Raw genomic sequence first — 15,765 nt, forward strand, 5'->3', positions numbered from 1 at the left:
TATTCCCTTACTCAGACACAAGCGGGCTTGCCCGCGAAGACGGCAGCACTAACGACGTCGCACCCAACTGGCGCACGAAAATGTGCCCATCCGGTAATGAACATCTTGGATAACGACAGCTTTCAGCCTATTGCGACCTGATTCACAGGACTGGCACGCCCACTGCAAACGCCCTCCCCCGAGCTTTCCAAACCGTTCCGGGAGCATGCGCATGAACACACAACTCAAACCCACGCTGGGCACCTTGCACCTGTGGGGCATCGCCGTCGGGCTGGTAATTTCCGGCGAGTACTTCGGCTGGAGTTACGGCTGGGGCGTCGCCGGCACGCTGGGTTTTCTGGTGACTTCGTTCATGGTCGCCACGATGTACACCTGCTTCATCTTCAGCTTCACCGAACTGACCACCGCGATTCCTCATGCGGGCGGGCCGTTCGCCTATAGCCGCCGAGCCTTCGGTGAAAAAGGCGGACTGATTGCCGGACTGGCCACGCTGATCGAATTCGTCTTCGCCCCTCCGGCCATCGCCCTGGCGATTGGCGCTTATCTGAATGTGCAGTTTCCGGCGCTCGACCCGAAACACGCAGCGGTCGGTGCCTACATCGTGTTCATGACCCTGAACATCCTCGGGGTGAAACTGGCGGCAACGTTCGAACTGATCGTCTGCGTGCTGGCGGTGATTGAATTGCTGGTGTTCATGGGTGTGGTCGCACCGGCCTTCAGCTTCAGCAGCTTTGCCCTGAATGGCTGGGCCGGTTCCGATGTGTTCGGTGCGCCGGCGATTGCCGGGATGTTCGCTGCGATTCCGTTTGCGATCTGGTTTTTCCTCGCCATCGAAGGCGCGGCGATGGCTGCCGAAGAAGCCAAGGATCCGAAGCGCACGATCCCCAAGGCCTACATCAGCGGGATCCTGACTCTGGTGTTGCTGGCGATGGGCGTGATGTTCTTCGCCGGCGGTGTCGGTGACTGGCGCACCCTGGCGAACATCAATGACCCGCTGCCACAGGCGATGAAAACCGTGGTCGGCGACAATTCCGGCTGGTTGCACATGCTGGTGTGGATCGGCCTGTTCGGTCTGGTGGCGAGTTTCCACGGGATCATCCTCGGCTACTCGCGGCAGTTCTTCGCCCTCGCCCGCGCCGGTTACCTGCCGGCGTCGCTGGCGAAACTCTCGCGTTTCCAGACCCCGCACCGCGCAATCATCGCCGGCGGCATCATCGGCATCGCCGCGATTTACAGCGACGGTCTGATCAACCTCGGCGGCATGACCCTTACCGCGGCGATGATCACCATGGCCGTTTTCGGCGCGATCGTGATGTACATCATGAGCATGCTCAGCCTGTTCAAACTGCGCAAATCCGAACCCAATCTCGAGCGGACTTTTCGTGCGCCGTGCTATCCGCTGATTCCGCTGATTGCCTTGGTGCTGGCGGTGGTTTGTCTGGTGGCGATGGCGTGGTTCAACGCGCTGATCGGCTTGATCTTCCTCGGCTTCATGGCGGTCGGTTTCGGCTACTTCATGCTTACCGGTCAGTTGCGCGCTGACGCTCCGGCCGATGCCATGCTAACGGGGCGATAACGCATCATGTAGGAGCTGCCGAAGGCTGCTCCTACAGGGAATTAAGGTGCGGCTAGGATATCGGGCCTAGAATGGAACCACTGCGAAGTCATTTCGCTCATAAGTGGTATGCAGCGTCGCTGGCGAAGCCCTCGCCCGCCAAGCTGCCATTAAGGAGAGCCGTTATGCCCTGGTATGCCTGGTTGATTCTGGTCGTTGCAATCGGCTCGATCGTTGGCGGATTGATGATGTTGCGCGACACCGCCAACAAGGTTGAACTGACCGATGAGGAACGCAAGCGCGTTGCGCAGCGCAACGCCGAAGCGGACATCAAGGACGCGCAGGATCGCTGAACGAAAAACCCCGCCGGATCAGGCGGGGTTTGTTTTTTGTGGAGCGTATTCCCCCAAGGATCATGTTGGACTCAGCCGCACGCTTTTAAGAAGTAGAAGTACAGTCACCATTTCATTTACCTTGGTTAAGATGGTGGTCTTGTTGCGGAGAGTTCCACATGCGTTACTCGCAAGATCATAAAGCTCAAACCCATCAGCGGATCATCAAGGAAGCCTCGGCGCGATTTCGCAAAGACGGCATCGGTGCTACCGGCTTGCAACCTTTGATGAAAGCACTGGGGCTGACCCACGGCGGCTTTTATTCGCACTTCAAATCCAAGGACGAACTGGTCGAAAAAGCCTTGCAGGAGGCGAGCGCTCAAGTCGATGGACTGTGCGCCGAGATCTTTGCTCAGGAACAGCCGCTGCAGGCATTTATCGACACTTATCTTTCCGAATGGCATCAGACCTCCCCGCACGAAGGCTGCCCGCTGCTGACCATTTCTTCAGAGCTGGGTCTGCGCGGCCAGCCAAGCCCGACCAGTGATGCGGTACTCAATGCCCGACTGAGTCAAATCGAAGGCACCCTTGAGGGCGACAACGGCGCCGACCGGGCCATCGTCATCATGTCGACACTGGTCGGCGCGCTCTTGCTGTCACGCAGTGTCGCTGACGCCGAGCTTGCCCAGCGCATCCTCGACGTCACGCGCGATCACCTCAAGCAATCGCAGGACTAAGCCTGCCAACGCTTGAACAGCACACTGGCGTTTACCCCGCCGAAACCGAAACCGTTGGACAGGGCATACTCGATCGGCATCGACCGTGCCTGACCATGAACGATGTCTACACCCGCACTCGCCGGATCCGGATTTTCGAAGTTGAGCGTCGGCGGGACGACCTGATCGCGGATGGCCAACAGGGTGAAGATCGCTTCCAGTCCGCCGGCAGCGCCGAGCAAATGCCCGGTGGCGGATTTGGTCGAAGTCACGGCGATTTTATTCTCCGTACCGAACAGCGCCTTGATCGCTGCCAACTCACCAAGATCGCCCACCGGCGTTGAGGTCGCATGCGCATTGAGATGCTGCACCTGCTCCGGCGCAACACCCGCCTGAGCCAACGCCAACTGCATCGCCCGTCGTGCACCGCTGCCATCTTCCGGTCCGGCAGTGAGGTGATAGGCGTCGGCAGTGGTGCCATAACCGACCAGCTCAGCCAACGGCTGCGCACCGCGTGCCAGCGCATGCTCCAGCGATTCGATCACTAGCAGCCCGGCCCCCTCGCCCATCACGAAACCATCGCGACCGCTATCAAACGGTCGTGAGGCTCGTTCGGGGGTGTCGTTGTAACCACTGGACAGCGCCCGCGCCGCGGCAAAACCGGCCAGACTGACCCGATCAATACAGGCTTCCGCTCCGCCACAAACCGCGATGTCCGCTTCACCGGCACGAATCATCCGCGCAGCATCGCCAATCGCCTGCACCCCGGCAGCACAAGCAGTCACCGGTGCGCCGAGCGGGCCTTTCAAAGCGTGCTGGATCGACACATGTCCGGCCGCCAGATTGACCAGAAACGATGGGATGGTGAACGGCGACAGACGACGCGGACCACGACTGTCCGTAGTGCGTACAGCGTCAGCTATTGCACCGAACCCGCCAACACCGGAGCCGATGATCGTTGCGGTGCGCTCCTGATCCTTGGCTTCGGACGGCTGCCATCCTGCCTGAAGCAGGGCCTGGCGTGCCGCTTCCATGGCGAACAGGATGAAGCGATCCATCTTCTTCTGTTCCTTGGGTGGCGTGGCAAGGTCCGGATCGAAACCGGCCTCGACGTCTTCCGCCGCCATGGGCACCATCCCGGCGACCCGGGTCGGCAGATCTGCGCTCACCGCGTCCGGCAAATTGCGCAAACCCGAGCGCCCGGCGAGCAAGCGTTGCCAGACCCTCTCGACGTCACTGCCCAAAGGCGAAACCAAGCCCATACCGGTGACAACAATTCGACCTTCACTCATACCACAGTTACCTCTGATCAATGCTTGTAGCGTTGGGCCGCAGAGCTGCGCGACAGGTTCGGTGCCATGACATGCCGCGCGCGCACGAAGGCCTGCCATTCACCCTCATCCGGCAGCGACGGGATGGTAATCAACTCGCCCTGATCCAGACCGGCCAGCGCCGCATCGACCATCTCGCCAGCTTCCATCACCATCTCCGCCGGAATACCGCTGGCGTCGATGCCCGAGCGTTCCCAGATTTCAGTGCGGGTAACCCCGGGCAGCACCGCTTGCACCTTCACGCCAGTGCCTTCGAGCTCGGCGTTGAGCGATTGAGTCAGGCTCAACACGTAAGCTTTACTCGCGCTGTAGGTGGCATTGAAGCGCTCCGGAAACAGCGCCACCACCGAGGCGATGTTGATGATCGTGCCACGTCCGGCCTTGGCGAAACTGGCGGCGGCTGCCGAGGCCAGCAACGTTACGGCGGTGACGTTCAACTGGATCAGACGCTCCAGTTGCTCGGCATCGGAGTTGGCCAGTAAGCCATCGGCTGCGACCCCGGCGTTGTTCACCAACAGCGTGATGCCTGAATCACTGCGCAGGCGTTGCTGGAGTTTGAGGACATCGTCCTTTTGCGTCAGGTCGGCTTTGAGCACTTCGACCTTTACACCGTGCGCTTCGCGCAACTCGCCCGCAGCGCTGTCAAGACGCTGTTGATCCCGTGCCACCAACAGCAAATCAAAACCTCGCGCTGCCAGCCGCTGCGCGTAGATGGCACCGATACCGGACGATGCGCCAGTGACGACGGCCGTACCTTGAGACTGGACTGAACTCATGAGAGCGCTCCTGAAACATATTGGGAGATAGGCCTCCAACGCTCACTTGCCTGGAGGTGACGGAAATTATTATAGGCATAATCTCAAGACAATATGATACCCATAATTTTCAGATCGCCGACAGACGCGACGGCGCTCCCTCAGTCGCATCTCTGCCACCAGAAAGCAGAAAGGCCGGTCAATGACCGGCCCCTTGGCGTTGAATAATCAGCTTAGTTCACTTCCAGCTTGTCGCGGTTGCGATCGAGGATCGCCTTGCCGATGCCCTTCACTTCCAGCAACTCATCCACCGAGGCGAATGGCCCATTAGCGTCACGATACGCAACAATCGCTTTGGCCTTTGTCTCGCCAACTCCGGCCAATTGTTTTTGCAGAGTGGCTGCGTCGGCACCGTTGAGATCGACCTTTTCACTCGACGGCAATGTCACGTTATCGCTCACCATCGTTGCATTATCCGTGCTCGGGACGACGGCAGGTGCCGCGACTACAGCGATTGAAGCACTGGTGAGCAAAGCAAAAACCAGGGAGTAGAAAAAACCGTTACGCATAAATGACGCTCCATCATCGATTGAGAAAGCAGCTTTTCCGAAGCTGCTCTCCAAACTTAGGCGATGGTTGGCGGGTGTCAAAAATGCGTCTATTACAGGATGTGAAACAATCAGGGTTCGAGGCGGCGTTGTTGATAGATCCAGTCGACGATTTCGCCGTCCGGGGTGTAGCCGCTGACAGTTTCGCGCAGCAACTGACGCACTCGTGAGTAATCATCCTTTTCGACTGCGACGAGTAATTCGTGCAGGCGCCCCTTGAGTACATCCCAAGACAGGTGATCTTCATTAGCCGTCATGATCATCGGGTGCTGAGTAGCCGCCACGTTATCGCCGATCAGCAGCTCCTCGTAGAGTTTTTCTCCCGGCCGCAGACCGGTGAACTCGATGGAAATGTCACCCTGCGGATTACGCTCTGATCGTATGCTCAAACCGGACAGATGAATCATTTTCTCGGCAAGCTCGACGATTTTTACAGGCTCCCCCATATCCAGAACAAACACGTCACCGCCTTGCCCCATGGATCCGGCCTGAATCACCAACTGCGCGGCCTCGGGGATCGTCATGAAATAGCGGGTAATCTTGGGATGGGTGACTGTCAGCGGACCGCCTGTTTTGATCTGGCTGTGAAACAGAGGAATAACCGACCCCGACGAGCCCAGCACGTTGCCGAAGCGCACCATGGTGAAACGGGTTTTATTTACTCGGGAGACATTGGCACTGTCTCCAAATAATACTGGTGCGGTTTCACGACTAAGTGCCTGTAGCGTCAACTCTGCAAGACGTTTGGTACTGCCCATAACATTCGTTGGCCGCACCGCTTTATCCGTAGAGATGAGGACGAAATTCGATACTCCTGATTGCAGTGCAGCCTGTGCAGTATTGAGAGTGCCGATCACATTGTTGAGAACACCCTCTGCAATATTGTGCTCGACCATCGGCACATGCTTGTAGGCGGCAGCATGATAAACCGTGTCGACTTTCCAGGTTTTCATGGTATCCAGCAGCTTGTCCTGATAGCGAATGGAACCAAGGATTGGCAATAGTCGAACGGGAACCGCCTCTCTACATCCTCGCTGTTCCAACTCCGAAACAATGCTATACAGGTTGAACTCGCTGTGCTCGTACAGCACCAGGCTGGTAGGTCCCAACGAGAATATCTGCCGGCACAGCTCGGAACCGATCGACCCCCCAGCACCCGTGACCATTACCACCTTGCCGGTAATGCAACGTGCCAGCAGATCTGTTTGGGCCGGTACGGAGTCGCGTCCAAGCAAATCTGCAATGTCCACCTCCTGAATGTCTTCCACCCTTACGCGACCACTGGCCAGATCGGTGAAATTGGGAACGCTGCGGACGTGAAGCGGAAAACCTTCAAGCAGATTGAGAATTTCACGACGTCTGGCGCGTGTCGAAGACGGCAACGCCAGCAGTATCTCCTGGGCACCGGTTACATCAATCATCTGTTGTATATGCTTAGGCTTATAGACTTGCAGCCCAGATATAGAACGATCGGAAATACCGGGATCATCATCAATGAAGGCCACCGGACGCATCACGCGCCCCATGCGCAGAGCCGCTACAAGTTGATTGCCGGCTACACCGGCACCATAGATGGCAACCTTGGTCAAACCATCATCGCGGCTGGTAAAAGGTACGTGTTGGGCGGCCGTGAACCAGTCACCCATGAAAAACTGGCGCATACACAATCGCAGTCCACCTATAATTATCATGCTCAACCACCAATAGTTGAAAATGATTGATCGAGGTACCACTGTTTCGTGATTGCTATACCAGTAAACGACTACGGCCAAGATAAGCGAGGAAAGACTGACGGCCTTGACTATCGCTATCAGGGCATCATTGCCGAAATAACGCATGACTGCCCGATACATTCCAAAGCGGATAAACAGTGGAATGGCGATGACGGGGGCACAGGCGAAAAGCCAGATATGAGCTTTGAAAGGGTTATACATGTCATCGATACCCAGACGCACGATGAATGCCAACCAAAGGGCAACCCATACCAGAACGATATCGGTCCCCACCTGCAGCAGACGTTTCTGCTTCCGAGGTAACCCCAGCAAAACGGTCCGTACCTTATCCATTCACCCGTGCGAGCACTTGGCTCCCTCCTTAACCAGTCGACGACCAGCATTGTAACCTCAATGCATGAGCCATCATCTGAATAATTAGCTGCCTGAAAGCGAATTCACCTTCGGCGCAAACACCACATCCCAATGGCCTTACAGCATTGTTTTCTGCTGACACAATGCATCAGAAAGCCATCACTCCCCCGCATGGTCGCCGTCGTCGACTACGCATTCGCGTTTCAACTCTGGACAATTGACAACAATACAATTTGCAAAGTTGCTCTGGTCAAACCTGTCGGAATTTAAAACTCAGGTGATACGCACGTTAGATGCCGAACCGGAAGCCAAAACGACCATATTGATAATATTGCTTTCTGCGGAATCTGATAAAGACTTGCTGAAAAGTTATCGCGCGAAATCAGAGATAGCACGAACCTTTAGGGAGACTGCTAACTTGTAGAAGGAAGTTGAAGCTTTCTTACAGCAAGAGTCTGTCGAATCAATCCAATATTCTGATGGAAAAGTCGTTAGACACAAAAAGGGAAGTCACCTGAAAAATACAGCCGACTGGTGCATCTGCAAGGGGGGGAGCGCATCGAAGATTCCTCCCCCTCCCCTTTCAGGTTGCCAGCCGCAATGAGCAATGCGACCAGCGATTATCATACGTACGGATATACTTATTCGCTTTTGTTCCACGCCCCCTGCGGGCACCCCATGCGAATGTAATCTGCAAATGGATCGCTTCCTGGAATTTGCACGCCATGTTCAGCGGCATAAACAGCTGGGTTGAAATCCAAAGGCGGTGCCGGTGGATTAATACCGCTTGCCCATGCCCGGACATAACGACGTATGTCCTGTTCATCGGCTTTGAACAAGCCAGAGCCAATAATGGTTTGAACGTCGCGTCTTTCCTGGCCTGCACGTTCGGCGGCGTTAATTCCGACGACCTCAAGTGCTGCGACGTATTTATCCATGTCAAAGTAAACTTTAGAGGCATCGTGACTCTTATTGACCGCCTGCTCATACAACTCGCGGGAATTTGCCAGTGCGAATATTTTTTGAACGGCGCTATCGACATCAAGGTAATCAGCAATGCACGACTCGCGCAATCCACAAGAGGAAAGGAAGTCGGAAATACCGGTAGCCTTGTCGAAGCAGAGTACTGGCAATCGCGCGTCGAAGGCATCAATAGCGACGTTCGGCAACGGATCAAGTCGAGATGAAATAAACAGCAGATCGGCTTCTTCATAAGCCGTTTCAATTGCAGAGGTCTCGTCCAGCATGACAAAGTTATCTTGTAATCCGGATCTTTTGATCTGATCTGCAAGGTAAACCGAGTAACCATCTTCTACATCGGGGTTGTAACCCTTACCGATCCAAACAAATCGAAATTTATCGCCACCTGGTGTAAGCATCGTCTTGATAGCGCATTGAATGAAGAGGTCGGCACCTTTACGGAAGTTTACGTAACCCGCGCCCAGAACCACGAATTTCCTGTCGATGTCACTCACCTGACGGATCCGCCCACGCAAGTATTCCGACTCTCTTGTCAACGCCTCTTCACTGACCACTTGCCCGGGCAAGACACAGCGCCCTTGAGGAATAATATGCGCAATCATGGACTCCAGGTCGGGACATGAGTCCTGCGCGCTCTCCCAGGTAATGTCTGCCGAGAAAACCTGATCGGCAGACCACAGTCTGGCATCAGCGAACACCGAACTCGAATTAGGATAAGCAGAGGCAAACTCATGAATCAATGGAATGGCAGGTACAAAATGCCGAGCCAGTGGTTCCAGAACCACGCGGCACTCCATGCTGTTGACCAGCGCAAATTTGAAGCTGAACTGGCTGCACAGTTGCTCGATAGCAAAAGCTGTATAGGGCACATTATTTTTCAGTCGCGGGCTTGCCATTGTTGCGATGGCAGCTTCCTCAAAAGCATCTAGCAGCGCTCCATGCCCAAGCAAAAGAGCGACGACATTATAATGACTGGATAAGCGCTCTACCAAGTTGAGTGCAAGTATCGGCGCCCCCGAGCGCGACGCTTCGTGACTGACAACCATAACTGTTTCCCGCGCAGGATCGAATGCGCGGGTATTGGACAGTTTGATTTCAGGCAGGGTTACAATGCGCCAGCTTTCCTGATGACCGTGATTCAAATAATGAGCGACAGGATCAATGGCGGTACCTAGATCAGGGTTGAGCTTCAGATAGAGCACCGGATCAAAGTTTTTTGGCAGCGAAACCAAATTTTTCGCATTGGACTTCGCCCGTGGCTCCTGAACTTCAACAGACTCAATAACTTTCGAAATGGGAGGAAGCTGCTCTGCCAGGTTTGCCTCAACGCTAACTGATGGAGCGGAAATTTCTGGCTTGCGCACCTGCTTCAGGGAAGCTTCGGAGCTCTTCAGGTTCTCTGAGCGCTCAGTAAATAGTCTGAACAGCTTGGGGAAAAAGCTATTGCGAGCCAAAATCTATTCCTTCTAATTGGGGCAGTTTTCATGAACGACGAGTGCCCTAAGATTACATTGTTCAGCGGTTGGAGCTGTCCAACACAATCCTCATGAACAATTTTCCAGGCAATCGAAGCGTGCTGGATGCCAACTTCGATCTAGTCGTCAACAGGTCGGGGGGATGCTCCCTGCGTACGTGCATGATACACATTTTGGAAACTATTCTGATACTTTTAGACACACAACCTCGGGAGGATGAGCCGCCATGGACGTGCCATGGCGCTCCTCCCAGAAAACGGCCATCAGCACCTAATTTTTTTCAAGCTCACCGGCCCTATATTTGACGGCGAGCCAGATAAGCGGCAGATAAGCTACCAGCAGCGCCAAAGCGCCATCCAGTTTGAAACAGACCACACAAAACGCAATCGGCAGCAGCCAAAGCAGATTGATCAGTCCGACCACAGCGGTGACGGGTAAATGCTTGCCCATCTGTCTGGATGCAAACTGATAGGCGTGACTACGATGCGCCTCGTAAATTTTTTCGCCTCGTAACAAGCGACGCATCAACGTGAATGTTGCATCCACTATGAACACACCAAGCAGGATCAGCCACCCCCAGAGCAATCCTGGATCAGCCCACGCAGCTTGAAGCGACAGCACCCCGATTACGACACCGAGAAATCCGCTGCCAGCATCCCCCATGAAAATTTTCGCAGGAGGAAAGTTCCAACACAGAAAACCTGCAGAACACACCGCTAGCAACCCCGGCGGCCATGCCAACTCTGCAAATCCACCAAGCCAGTAAATTAAAACCATACCGCCACAAGTGGTCACTGCTTCAACGCCGGCGATACCATCAATGCCATCCATGAAGTTGTAAAGGTTAAGCATCCAGACAAGATAAACAAGCGCCAGAAAATGGCCTAACCAGCCTAATTGGATACTGCCCCCCCCAACCTCCAGCGGCGCCAGACCGCCTACCCAATAAATCGCCCAGGCTGCGGCAAAAAAATGAGCCAAAAGACGCCATCGAGCGGCAACGTGACCATGGTCATCCAGAAAACCGATAATAGCGGTAATGCCACCAGCGCCAACCAATGCAATGAAAGCATCCTGTGTCATCAATCCCAAATAGAATAGAACGCACAGAGCACAGACAAGTGTTAAAACAATGGCGACGCCTCCACCGCGGGGAGTTGGAATCGAATGCGAACTGCGTTGATTGGGTATATCGATCAAGCTGCGCGATAAGGCATATCGACGCAGAAAAGCTGTTAGAGCAAAAGAAAGGACCGCTGAAACCGAAATAAGCCACCAGTAATTCATTTTTTTCGAACATCCAGAAATGGTTTCACTGTAGAGTCGATTGCGCTGCGAAAACTTACCGGCGGAACCCAACCCAACACACGCTGATTTTTAGTGATATCCACTTCCAGCGAACCAAAGATACGCTGTGCGACGGCACCTTTTCCTAAGAGTTTGGCCACAACACTCATTAGGCTAACCGGCAGCGGCAACAATATCGTCGGGCTATTCATAGCCTTTGCCAGGCTGCGCAACAACTCGGTTGTGGAAACGTCATGCCCGTCGCTGACTAGAAATGTCTGATTCGCCGCCGCAGGGTGTTCGATACACGTAACTATAAAATCAATCAGGTTTTCGAGGCTGACCAGACTACGCTTATTATTTACTGCACCAAACGGCAAAGGCACTCCACGCTGCAACCAGCGGATCATATTCAGGAAATTGGCTTTTACACCCACCCCATAAACCAGCACGGGGCGAATGATCACAACTTCCATCCCGGTAGCAAGGGCGAGATCCTTCAGTGCAAGCTCTGCCTCAAGCTTAGAGATACCATAAGGGTCAACCGGATCCGGTGCATCGTCTGCGGCGAATGCACAACCGGGCTGGGTAAACTCGCCATTCACCTTGATTGAACTGAGATAAATGAAGCGCTTCACACCGGCTTCCGCCGCCTGCCGGGCAAGGTTCAATGTAGCCTCGACATTCACCCGCCGAAACTCCGCCACAGGGTCAGCAGCAGACTCAGCCATGACATGAACCCGCGCAGCCGAATGAACCACAACATCAACGTGATTTAACGCATTTTGCCAATCGACATAAGCGGTCAAATCCGCATACATGAAACGCCGAATGGATTGAGGAAGCTCGTTACACTCTCTACGCAACGCGGCAACCAAAGAATACCGGCCACAAAGGGCTAAATGCCGAAGCAAGCCCCCTCCGAGAAATCCTGAGCCACCGGTTACTAATACTGTTTCAACTTTCATTCATCAGGCTCGTTGAAAAAGCATTGAATGTTTGATACATGCATCATGACTATTTACCACCAAGCATCCCAAACCATTGCTGGCTCGCCATATAAGTAACAGAGCCGTGCATGTGGGATTGGGGACACAAACCTGGCAATACCAGACAACCCCGCGCCCCCTATCGGATCGAATGGCCTTAACTGACTTTTGTGGCCACTCGTACGGCCAGGTCTCGCGCATATTTCCTGAGTTCTGGAACAGCAGTGGCTTCCCAGTATTGCGCCTTGAGCATTGGGCCAACATAAGTCAGCCAACTTACTGGAACGCCGCGCCGATCCAGAACAGAAAGCGACTCATCCACACAGATGCCCAGACCGAGGTTATCCATTTGAATCAGGCCTGCTTGAAGCAACTGAACAATTAAACGATCATCGACCCGAGCAAGATTCGAATTCGGCCCCGTACAATTTATGATGTGCGACACTTGTACGGGATCAATCGCCACGCCCCCCCGCCCTCCGACATGAATCCGCAAACCGTCGGATAACGCTTCAATGTTATTGATTCTACCCGCCATTGGCTTAAGCCGACCCTGCTCGATCTGCGCCGAAAAAGCGGAATATGAGGCAGGAGCAACGCGGTGGCGATGAGCATCCCAGTACACTTGCAAATGGCGAAGGAAACGTTGCCGCTCCACTGGGTTCAAGCGCGCCCATAACTGCGCGGTAATCGGCCGCACAGCCGCGATGATGTCACGCCAATCAATATCATCTTTGGCAGCGGCGCGAACCAATGAGCGCATTTGACGCAAGTAGCTCAGCACAGTTGGGGGAGAATCAAGAAGTGCTTGAGCCACATCTCCCGAGGCGAAACTCACATGTCGTGAAGAGCGATGTGGTAACGGTAGCACGCCTCGCCTTGAGAGCATGTAGACCAGTCCGCTATGCCCTTGCTGATCCAGAGTCAATGCGACATCCAGCGCAGTAAGCCCTGCGCCCAGCAACAGAACCGGTGCCTTCGGGTCGATCGGTACCTCAATGTCTCCCGACCAAGGGTCCGCAACATAACGACCCGTATCTCGGGCGGTGGACGTAATCACTGGGTTAAACGGCGAAAAGTTTCCGAATGCAAGAATTACATGATCTGCAATTATTTCCTGGCCATCTGCAATGCGCACTCGCGCCTTACCATCCTGCTCTTCGATACTGTGCGCTTCTGTAGTGATTCGTTCGAAACTGACGCCATCAGGACAATTGCGCTCGGCAGTCGCCAGTAATCCCGAGAGGTATTCGCCATAGAGCTTGCGAGGCACAAAAGATGACGACGAAGTACCCGGCAAACGCGTTTCGCAAAAACGCAGAAAATGATCTGGCTGATCAACCAGCGCTGACATATTACCTGCCGGCACATTCAGCAAATGCCGGGAGCTATTGGTTCCGTAGGCGAGTCCGCGAGCCATCTCACCAGAGCGGTTGAGCAACAAAACGCGCGTACCGGCCTTGGAGGCTTGCAGTAATTGAACGGCGGTAACCGCCCCACTAAAGCCCGCACCAATGATGATCAGAGTCTTCAAGGTTCGATCCGCCCCACCAGATAGTCCATGATTTTCGCGACAGAAGTGGGCACATCATCATCAAGGGTGTTGATGGTGATATCCGGGGTCAGCGGCGGTTCGTATGATGAGTCGATACCAGTGAAGTTTTTTATCATTCCTGAGCGAGCCTTGCCATAGAGCCCCTTGGGATCCCTGCGTTCACACTCAAGCAACGGCGTACTGATATAGACCTCAACGAAGAACTCATCACCAATCACCTTCCGAGCCAGAGCTCGATCAAGGCGAAAAGGCGATATGAAAGCACTGACTACGATAAGACCTGCATCAACGAACAACTTGGCAACTTCAGCGATTCGACGGATATTTTCCGTACGATCATCATCATTGAACCCAAGATCATTGCAAAGACCAAGACGCATGTTGTCCCCGTCCAGCAAATACGTGTGACGATTATGCTCAAGCAACGCCTGCTCCAAAGCATTGGCTATCGTCGATTTACCAGCACCACTGAGCCCGGTAAACCAGAGAACCACTGGTCGCTGCTGCTTAAGAGCACTACGCTGCTCACGATCAACGACCATCTGATGAGCGACAAGATTTTCCGTCATCGAAACCACACCGCTGTTATATCCACATTGACTGAATCTGAATCTTCAAGGCCAACAGAAAACTTGGATCTGCCTGCCTTGAATCCAAGCTCAGAATTAAGCGTGAAGAATAGACCCAGCCACTGCTCGCGCCAAGGAAAACCTCCGCACGAAAACAATAGCTGACGTTGCTAAATGGATGATTTCCATACCTGCAATAACTCATCCACATAAACAGAAACAGATTTTGGACGAGTGGAACTGGAAGATAAATTCGCCAATAAACCCTGCTCAGAGACCAAACGTTTCAGAGCTGCTTCAAGCGCCTCCACACTGCCTGGCTCATACAGTAGCCCGTCGACATTATGTGTGACTGCATCGGCTATTCCCGGCACATTGGAAGCCACAACCGGACAGCCGGCAGCCTGCGCCGAGTAAACGACCAACGGGGTGTTTTCATTCCAGACAGATGGCACGACCAGCGCGTCCAACTCACCCAGCACATTGAATATATCTTCATTGGAAAATGTGCCGCAAAACGTAATACCTTCATTACCATCAGCCAAGCGATGCAACTGGGCTACATAGTCAGGAAAGTCTGTTTGCTTGCCATAAATTTTCAACTGGACATCGCAGGGAGAAAAATGGCGCAACGCCTTCAAAAGCACATGGCAACCCTTGTGCGGCGCGAGAGTACCAATAAACCCCAATACCAAGGGGCGATCTTTCAGCGCTCGATCCCGAACGACTACCGGTCTTTCCAGATTGATGCCGTAGGAAGATCTCACCACGATGTCTGGACGCACACCATTGCGCGTCAATAGTGACTCGATCATGGGGTTGGGCGCGATAATTCCCTGCAGAAGATTCAATCGACGGACATTGCGATCTAGCCGACCATTCAGCGCTCGTACTTCATCCAGCAGCGATACGGAAGGCATCCCGGACGACCGAACAATTCGTACCAGCATATCGCTGATAACATCCGGAACGGTCGTCAGAAGCCGCCCGATCCGGTCGGGAAGCTGACTGGCGGCAAAATGCACGACACAATTCCCCGCTTCCTTGCTGGGGCCGGCACATGCTCGCCCCCCGCAACGTAGTAATTGTCCAGTAGGACAGATACTCCAGAAGTCGGTGGGGGTGTAATAGGCTGGAACACCGGCAGCGACCGCTTTTTCGATCAAGCCGGTGCCGAGACGATTGAGATGGAAAAAATGCACAATATCCGGCCTGAATTCCTCCAGCAAGTCCTGGAAAAAATCAGCAGCCAAATGATTGTCATAACCGATCTCGATTTTTGAAGTCTGATCCGCCATGGGCAAATAAGCATGCTGAAAGCGATCAACCAGAATCGAGTCGTACTGATATTGATCAAAGCGTTCGTTATCTGCGAGCGCCTCATTGGCCGGATAGCCTGTAAAGATTCGAACTTCATGCCCGAGAGATTTTAATGCACGCGCGACGGACAGCGTCAAAACCTCAGTTCCCGCAGAAAACTCAGGGAAGAACTGATGGACTGTGAGAAGTACCTTCATTTGCAACC

13 protein-coding genes are annotated in these 15,765 nt (G+C 54.0%); 3 read left to right on the forward strand and 10 right to left on the reverse strand.

The window, feature by feature from the left end; translation table 11 throughout:
• Positions 1-211: 211 nt before the first annotated feature.
• The 3 genes from eat (at position 212) to B1722_RS20710 (ending at position 2,624) form a co-directional block, all read left to right on the forward strand.
• Positions 212-1,576, forward strand: coding sequence for an ethanolamine permease (gene eat, locus B1722_RS20700; RefSeq protein WP_041069445.1), 1,365 nt, complete (start codon positions 212-214; stop codon positions 1,574-1,576).
• Positions 1,577-1,740: 164 nt separating this feature from the next.
• Positions 1,741-1,908 (forward strand): DUF2897 family protein, encoded by a 168-nt coding sequence (locus B1722_RS20705; protein ID WP_003226857.1) that lies wholly within the window; start codon positions 1,741-1,743, stop codon positions 1,906-1,908.
• Positions 1,909-2,066: 158 nt separating this feature from the next.
• On the forward strand, positions 2,067-2,624 hold the full coding sequence (locus tag B1722_RS20710) for a TetR/AcrR family transcriptional regulator (RefSeq protein WP_041069442.1): 558 nt from the start codon (positions 2,067-2,069) through the stop codon (positions 2,622-2,624).
• Here the strand turns inward: B1722_RS20710 and fabF are convergent.
• The 10 genes from fabF to B1722_RS20760 form a co-directional block, all read right to left on the reverse strand.
• A complete protein-coding gene (fabF, locus tag B1722_RS20715) occupies positions 2,621-3,895 on the reverse strand; it encodes a beta-ketoacyl-ACP synthase II (protein WP_086794140.1) in 1,275 nt (424 codons plus the stop codon). The genes B1722_RS20710 and fabF overlap by 4 nt on opposite strands.
• A 17-nt stretch (positions 3,896-3,912) precedes the next feature.
• Positions 3,913-4,710, reverse strand: coding sequence for an SDR family oxidoreductase (locus B1722_RS20720; RefSeq protein ID WP_041069437.1), 798 nt, complete (start codon positions 4,708-4,710; stop codon positions 3,913-3,915).
• A gap of 212 nt (positions 4,711-4,922) precedes the next feature.
• On the reverse strand, positions 4,923-5,258 hold the full coding sequence (locus tag B1722_RS20725; protein ID WP_086794142.1) for a helix-hairpin-helix domain-containing protein: 336 nt from the start codon (positions 5,256-5,258) through the stop codon (positions 4,923-4,925).
• 110 nt (positions 5,259-5,368) lie between these two features.
• Complete coding sequence (locus B1722_RS20730; protein ID WP_041069431.1) at positions 5,369-7,363, reverse strand: nucleoside-diphosphate sugar epimerase/dehydratase; 1,995 nt, start codon at positions 7,361-7,363, stop codon at positions 5,369-5,371.
• Positions 7,364-8,025: 662 nt separating this feature from the next.
• A complete protein-coding gene (locus B1722_RS20735; protein WP_254616414.1) occupies positions 8,026-9,819 on the reverse strand; it encodes a glycosyltransferase in 1,794 nt (597 codons plus the stop codon).
• A 291-nt stretch (positions 9,820-10,110) separates the two neighbouring features.
• Positions 10,111-11,127, reverse strand: coding sequence for a glycosyltransferase family 4 protein (locus B1722_RS20740; protein WP_086794143.1), 1,017 nt, complete (start codon positions 11,125-11,127; stop codon positions 10,111-10,113).
• Positions 11,124-12,095, reverse strand: coding sequence for an SDR family oxidoreductase (locus tag B1722_RS20745; protein WP_086794145.1), 972 nt, complete (start codon positions 12,093-12,095; stop codon positions 11,124-11,126). Before B1722_RS20745 ends, B1722_RS20740 begins: the two co-directional genes overlap by 4 nt.
• Before the next feature lie 178 nt (positions 12,096-12,273).
• Complete coding sequence (locus B1722_RS20750; protein WP_086794147.1) at positions 12,274-13,650, reverse strand: FAD/NAD(P)-binding protein; 1,377 nt, start codon at positions 13,648-13,650, stop codon at positions 12,274-12,276.
• Entirely contained in the window at positions 13,647-14,240 is a 594-nt protein-coding gene (gene cysC / locus B1722_RS20755) for an adenylyl-sulfate kinase (RefSeq protein WP_041069419.1), read from the reverse strand. Before cysC ends, B1722_RS20750 begins: the two co-directional genes overlap by 4 nt.
• A 170-nt stretch (positions 14,241-14,410) precedes the next feature.
• Positions 14,411-15,757 carry a glycosyltransferase gene (locus B1722_RS20760; protein WP_086794148.1) on the reverse strand — a complete coding sequence of 449 codons (1,347 nt, stop codon included), beginning with the start codon at positions 15,755-15,757 and terminating at the stop codon, positions 14,411-14,413.
• Positions 15,758-15,765: the final 8 nt, after the last annotated feature.

The sequence above is a fragment of the Pseudomonas sp. SCPG-7 genome (assembly GCF_002156405.1).
GTDB lineage: Bacteria > Pseudomonadota > Gammaproteobacteria > Pseudomonadales > Pseudomonadaceae > Aquipseudomonas > Aquipseudomonas parakoreensis.

Excerpts from the sequence above, each read along its gene's own strand:
- eat (WP_041069445.1), top strand. The coding sequence starts at position 212 with ATGAACACACAACTCAAACCCACGCTGGGCACCTTGCACCTGTGGGGC.
- B1722_RS20705 (WP_003226857.1), top strand. The coding sequence starts at position 1,741 with ATGCCCTGGTATGCCTGGTTGATTCTGGTCGTTGCAATCGGCTCGATC.
- B1722_RS20710 (WP_041069442.1), top strand. The coding sequence starts at position 2,067 with ATGCGTTACTCGCAAGATCATAAAGCTCAAACCCATCAGCGGATCATC.
- fabF (WP_086794140.1), bottom strand. The coding sequence starts at position 3,895 with ATGAGTGAAGGTCGAATTGTTGTCACCGGTATGGGCTTGGTTTCGCCT.
- B1722_RS20720 (WP_041069437.1), bottom strand. The coding sequence starts at position 4,710 with ATGAGTTCAGTCCAGTCTCAAGGTACGGCCGTCGTCACTGGCGCATCG.
- B1722_RS20725 (WP_086794142.1), bottom strand. The coding sequence starts at position 5,258 with ATGCGTAACGGTTTTTTCTACTCCCTGGTTTTTGCTTTGCTCACCAGT.
- B1722_RS20730 (WP_041069431.1), bottom strand. The coding sequence starts at position 7,363 with ATGGATAAGGTACGGACCGTTTTGCTGGGGTTACCTCGGAAGCAGAAA.
- B1722_RS20740 (WP_086794143.1), bottom strand. The coding sequence starts at position 11,127 with ATGAATTACTGGTGGCTTATTTCGGTTTCAGCGGTCCTTTCTTTTGCT.
- B1722_RS20745 (WP_086794145.1), bottom strand. The coding sequence starts at position 12,095 with ATGAAAGTTGAAACAGTATTAGTAACCGGTGGCTCAGGATTTCTCGGA.
- cysC (WP_041069419.1), bottom strand. The coding sequence starts at position 14,240 with ATGACGGAAAATCTTGTCGCTCATCAGATGGTCGTTGATCGTGAGCAG.
- B1722_RS20760 (WP_086794148.1), bottom strand. The coding sequence starts at position 15,757 with ATGAAGGTACTTCTCACAGTCCATCAGTTCTTCCCTGAGTTTTCTGCG.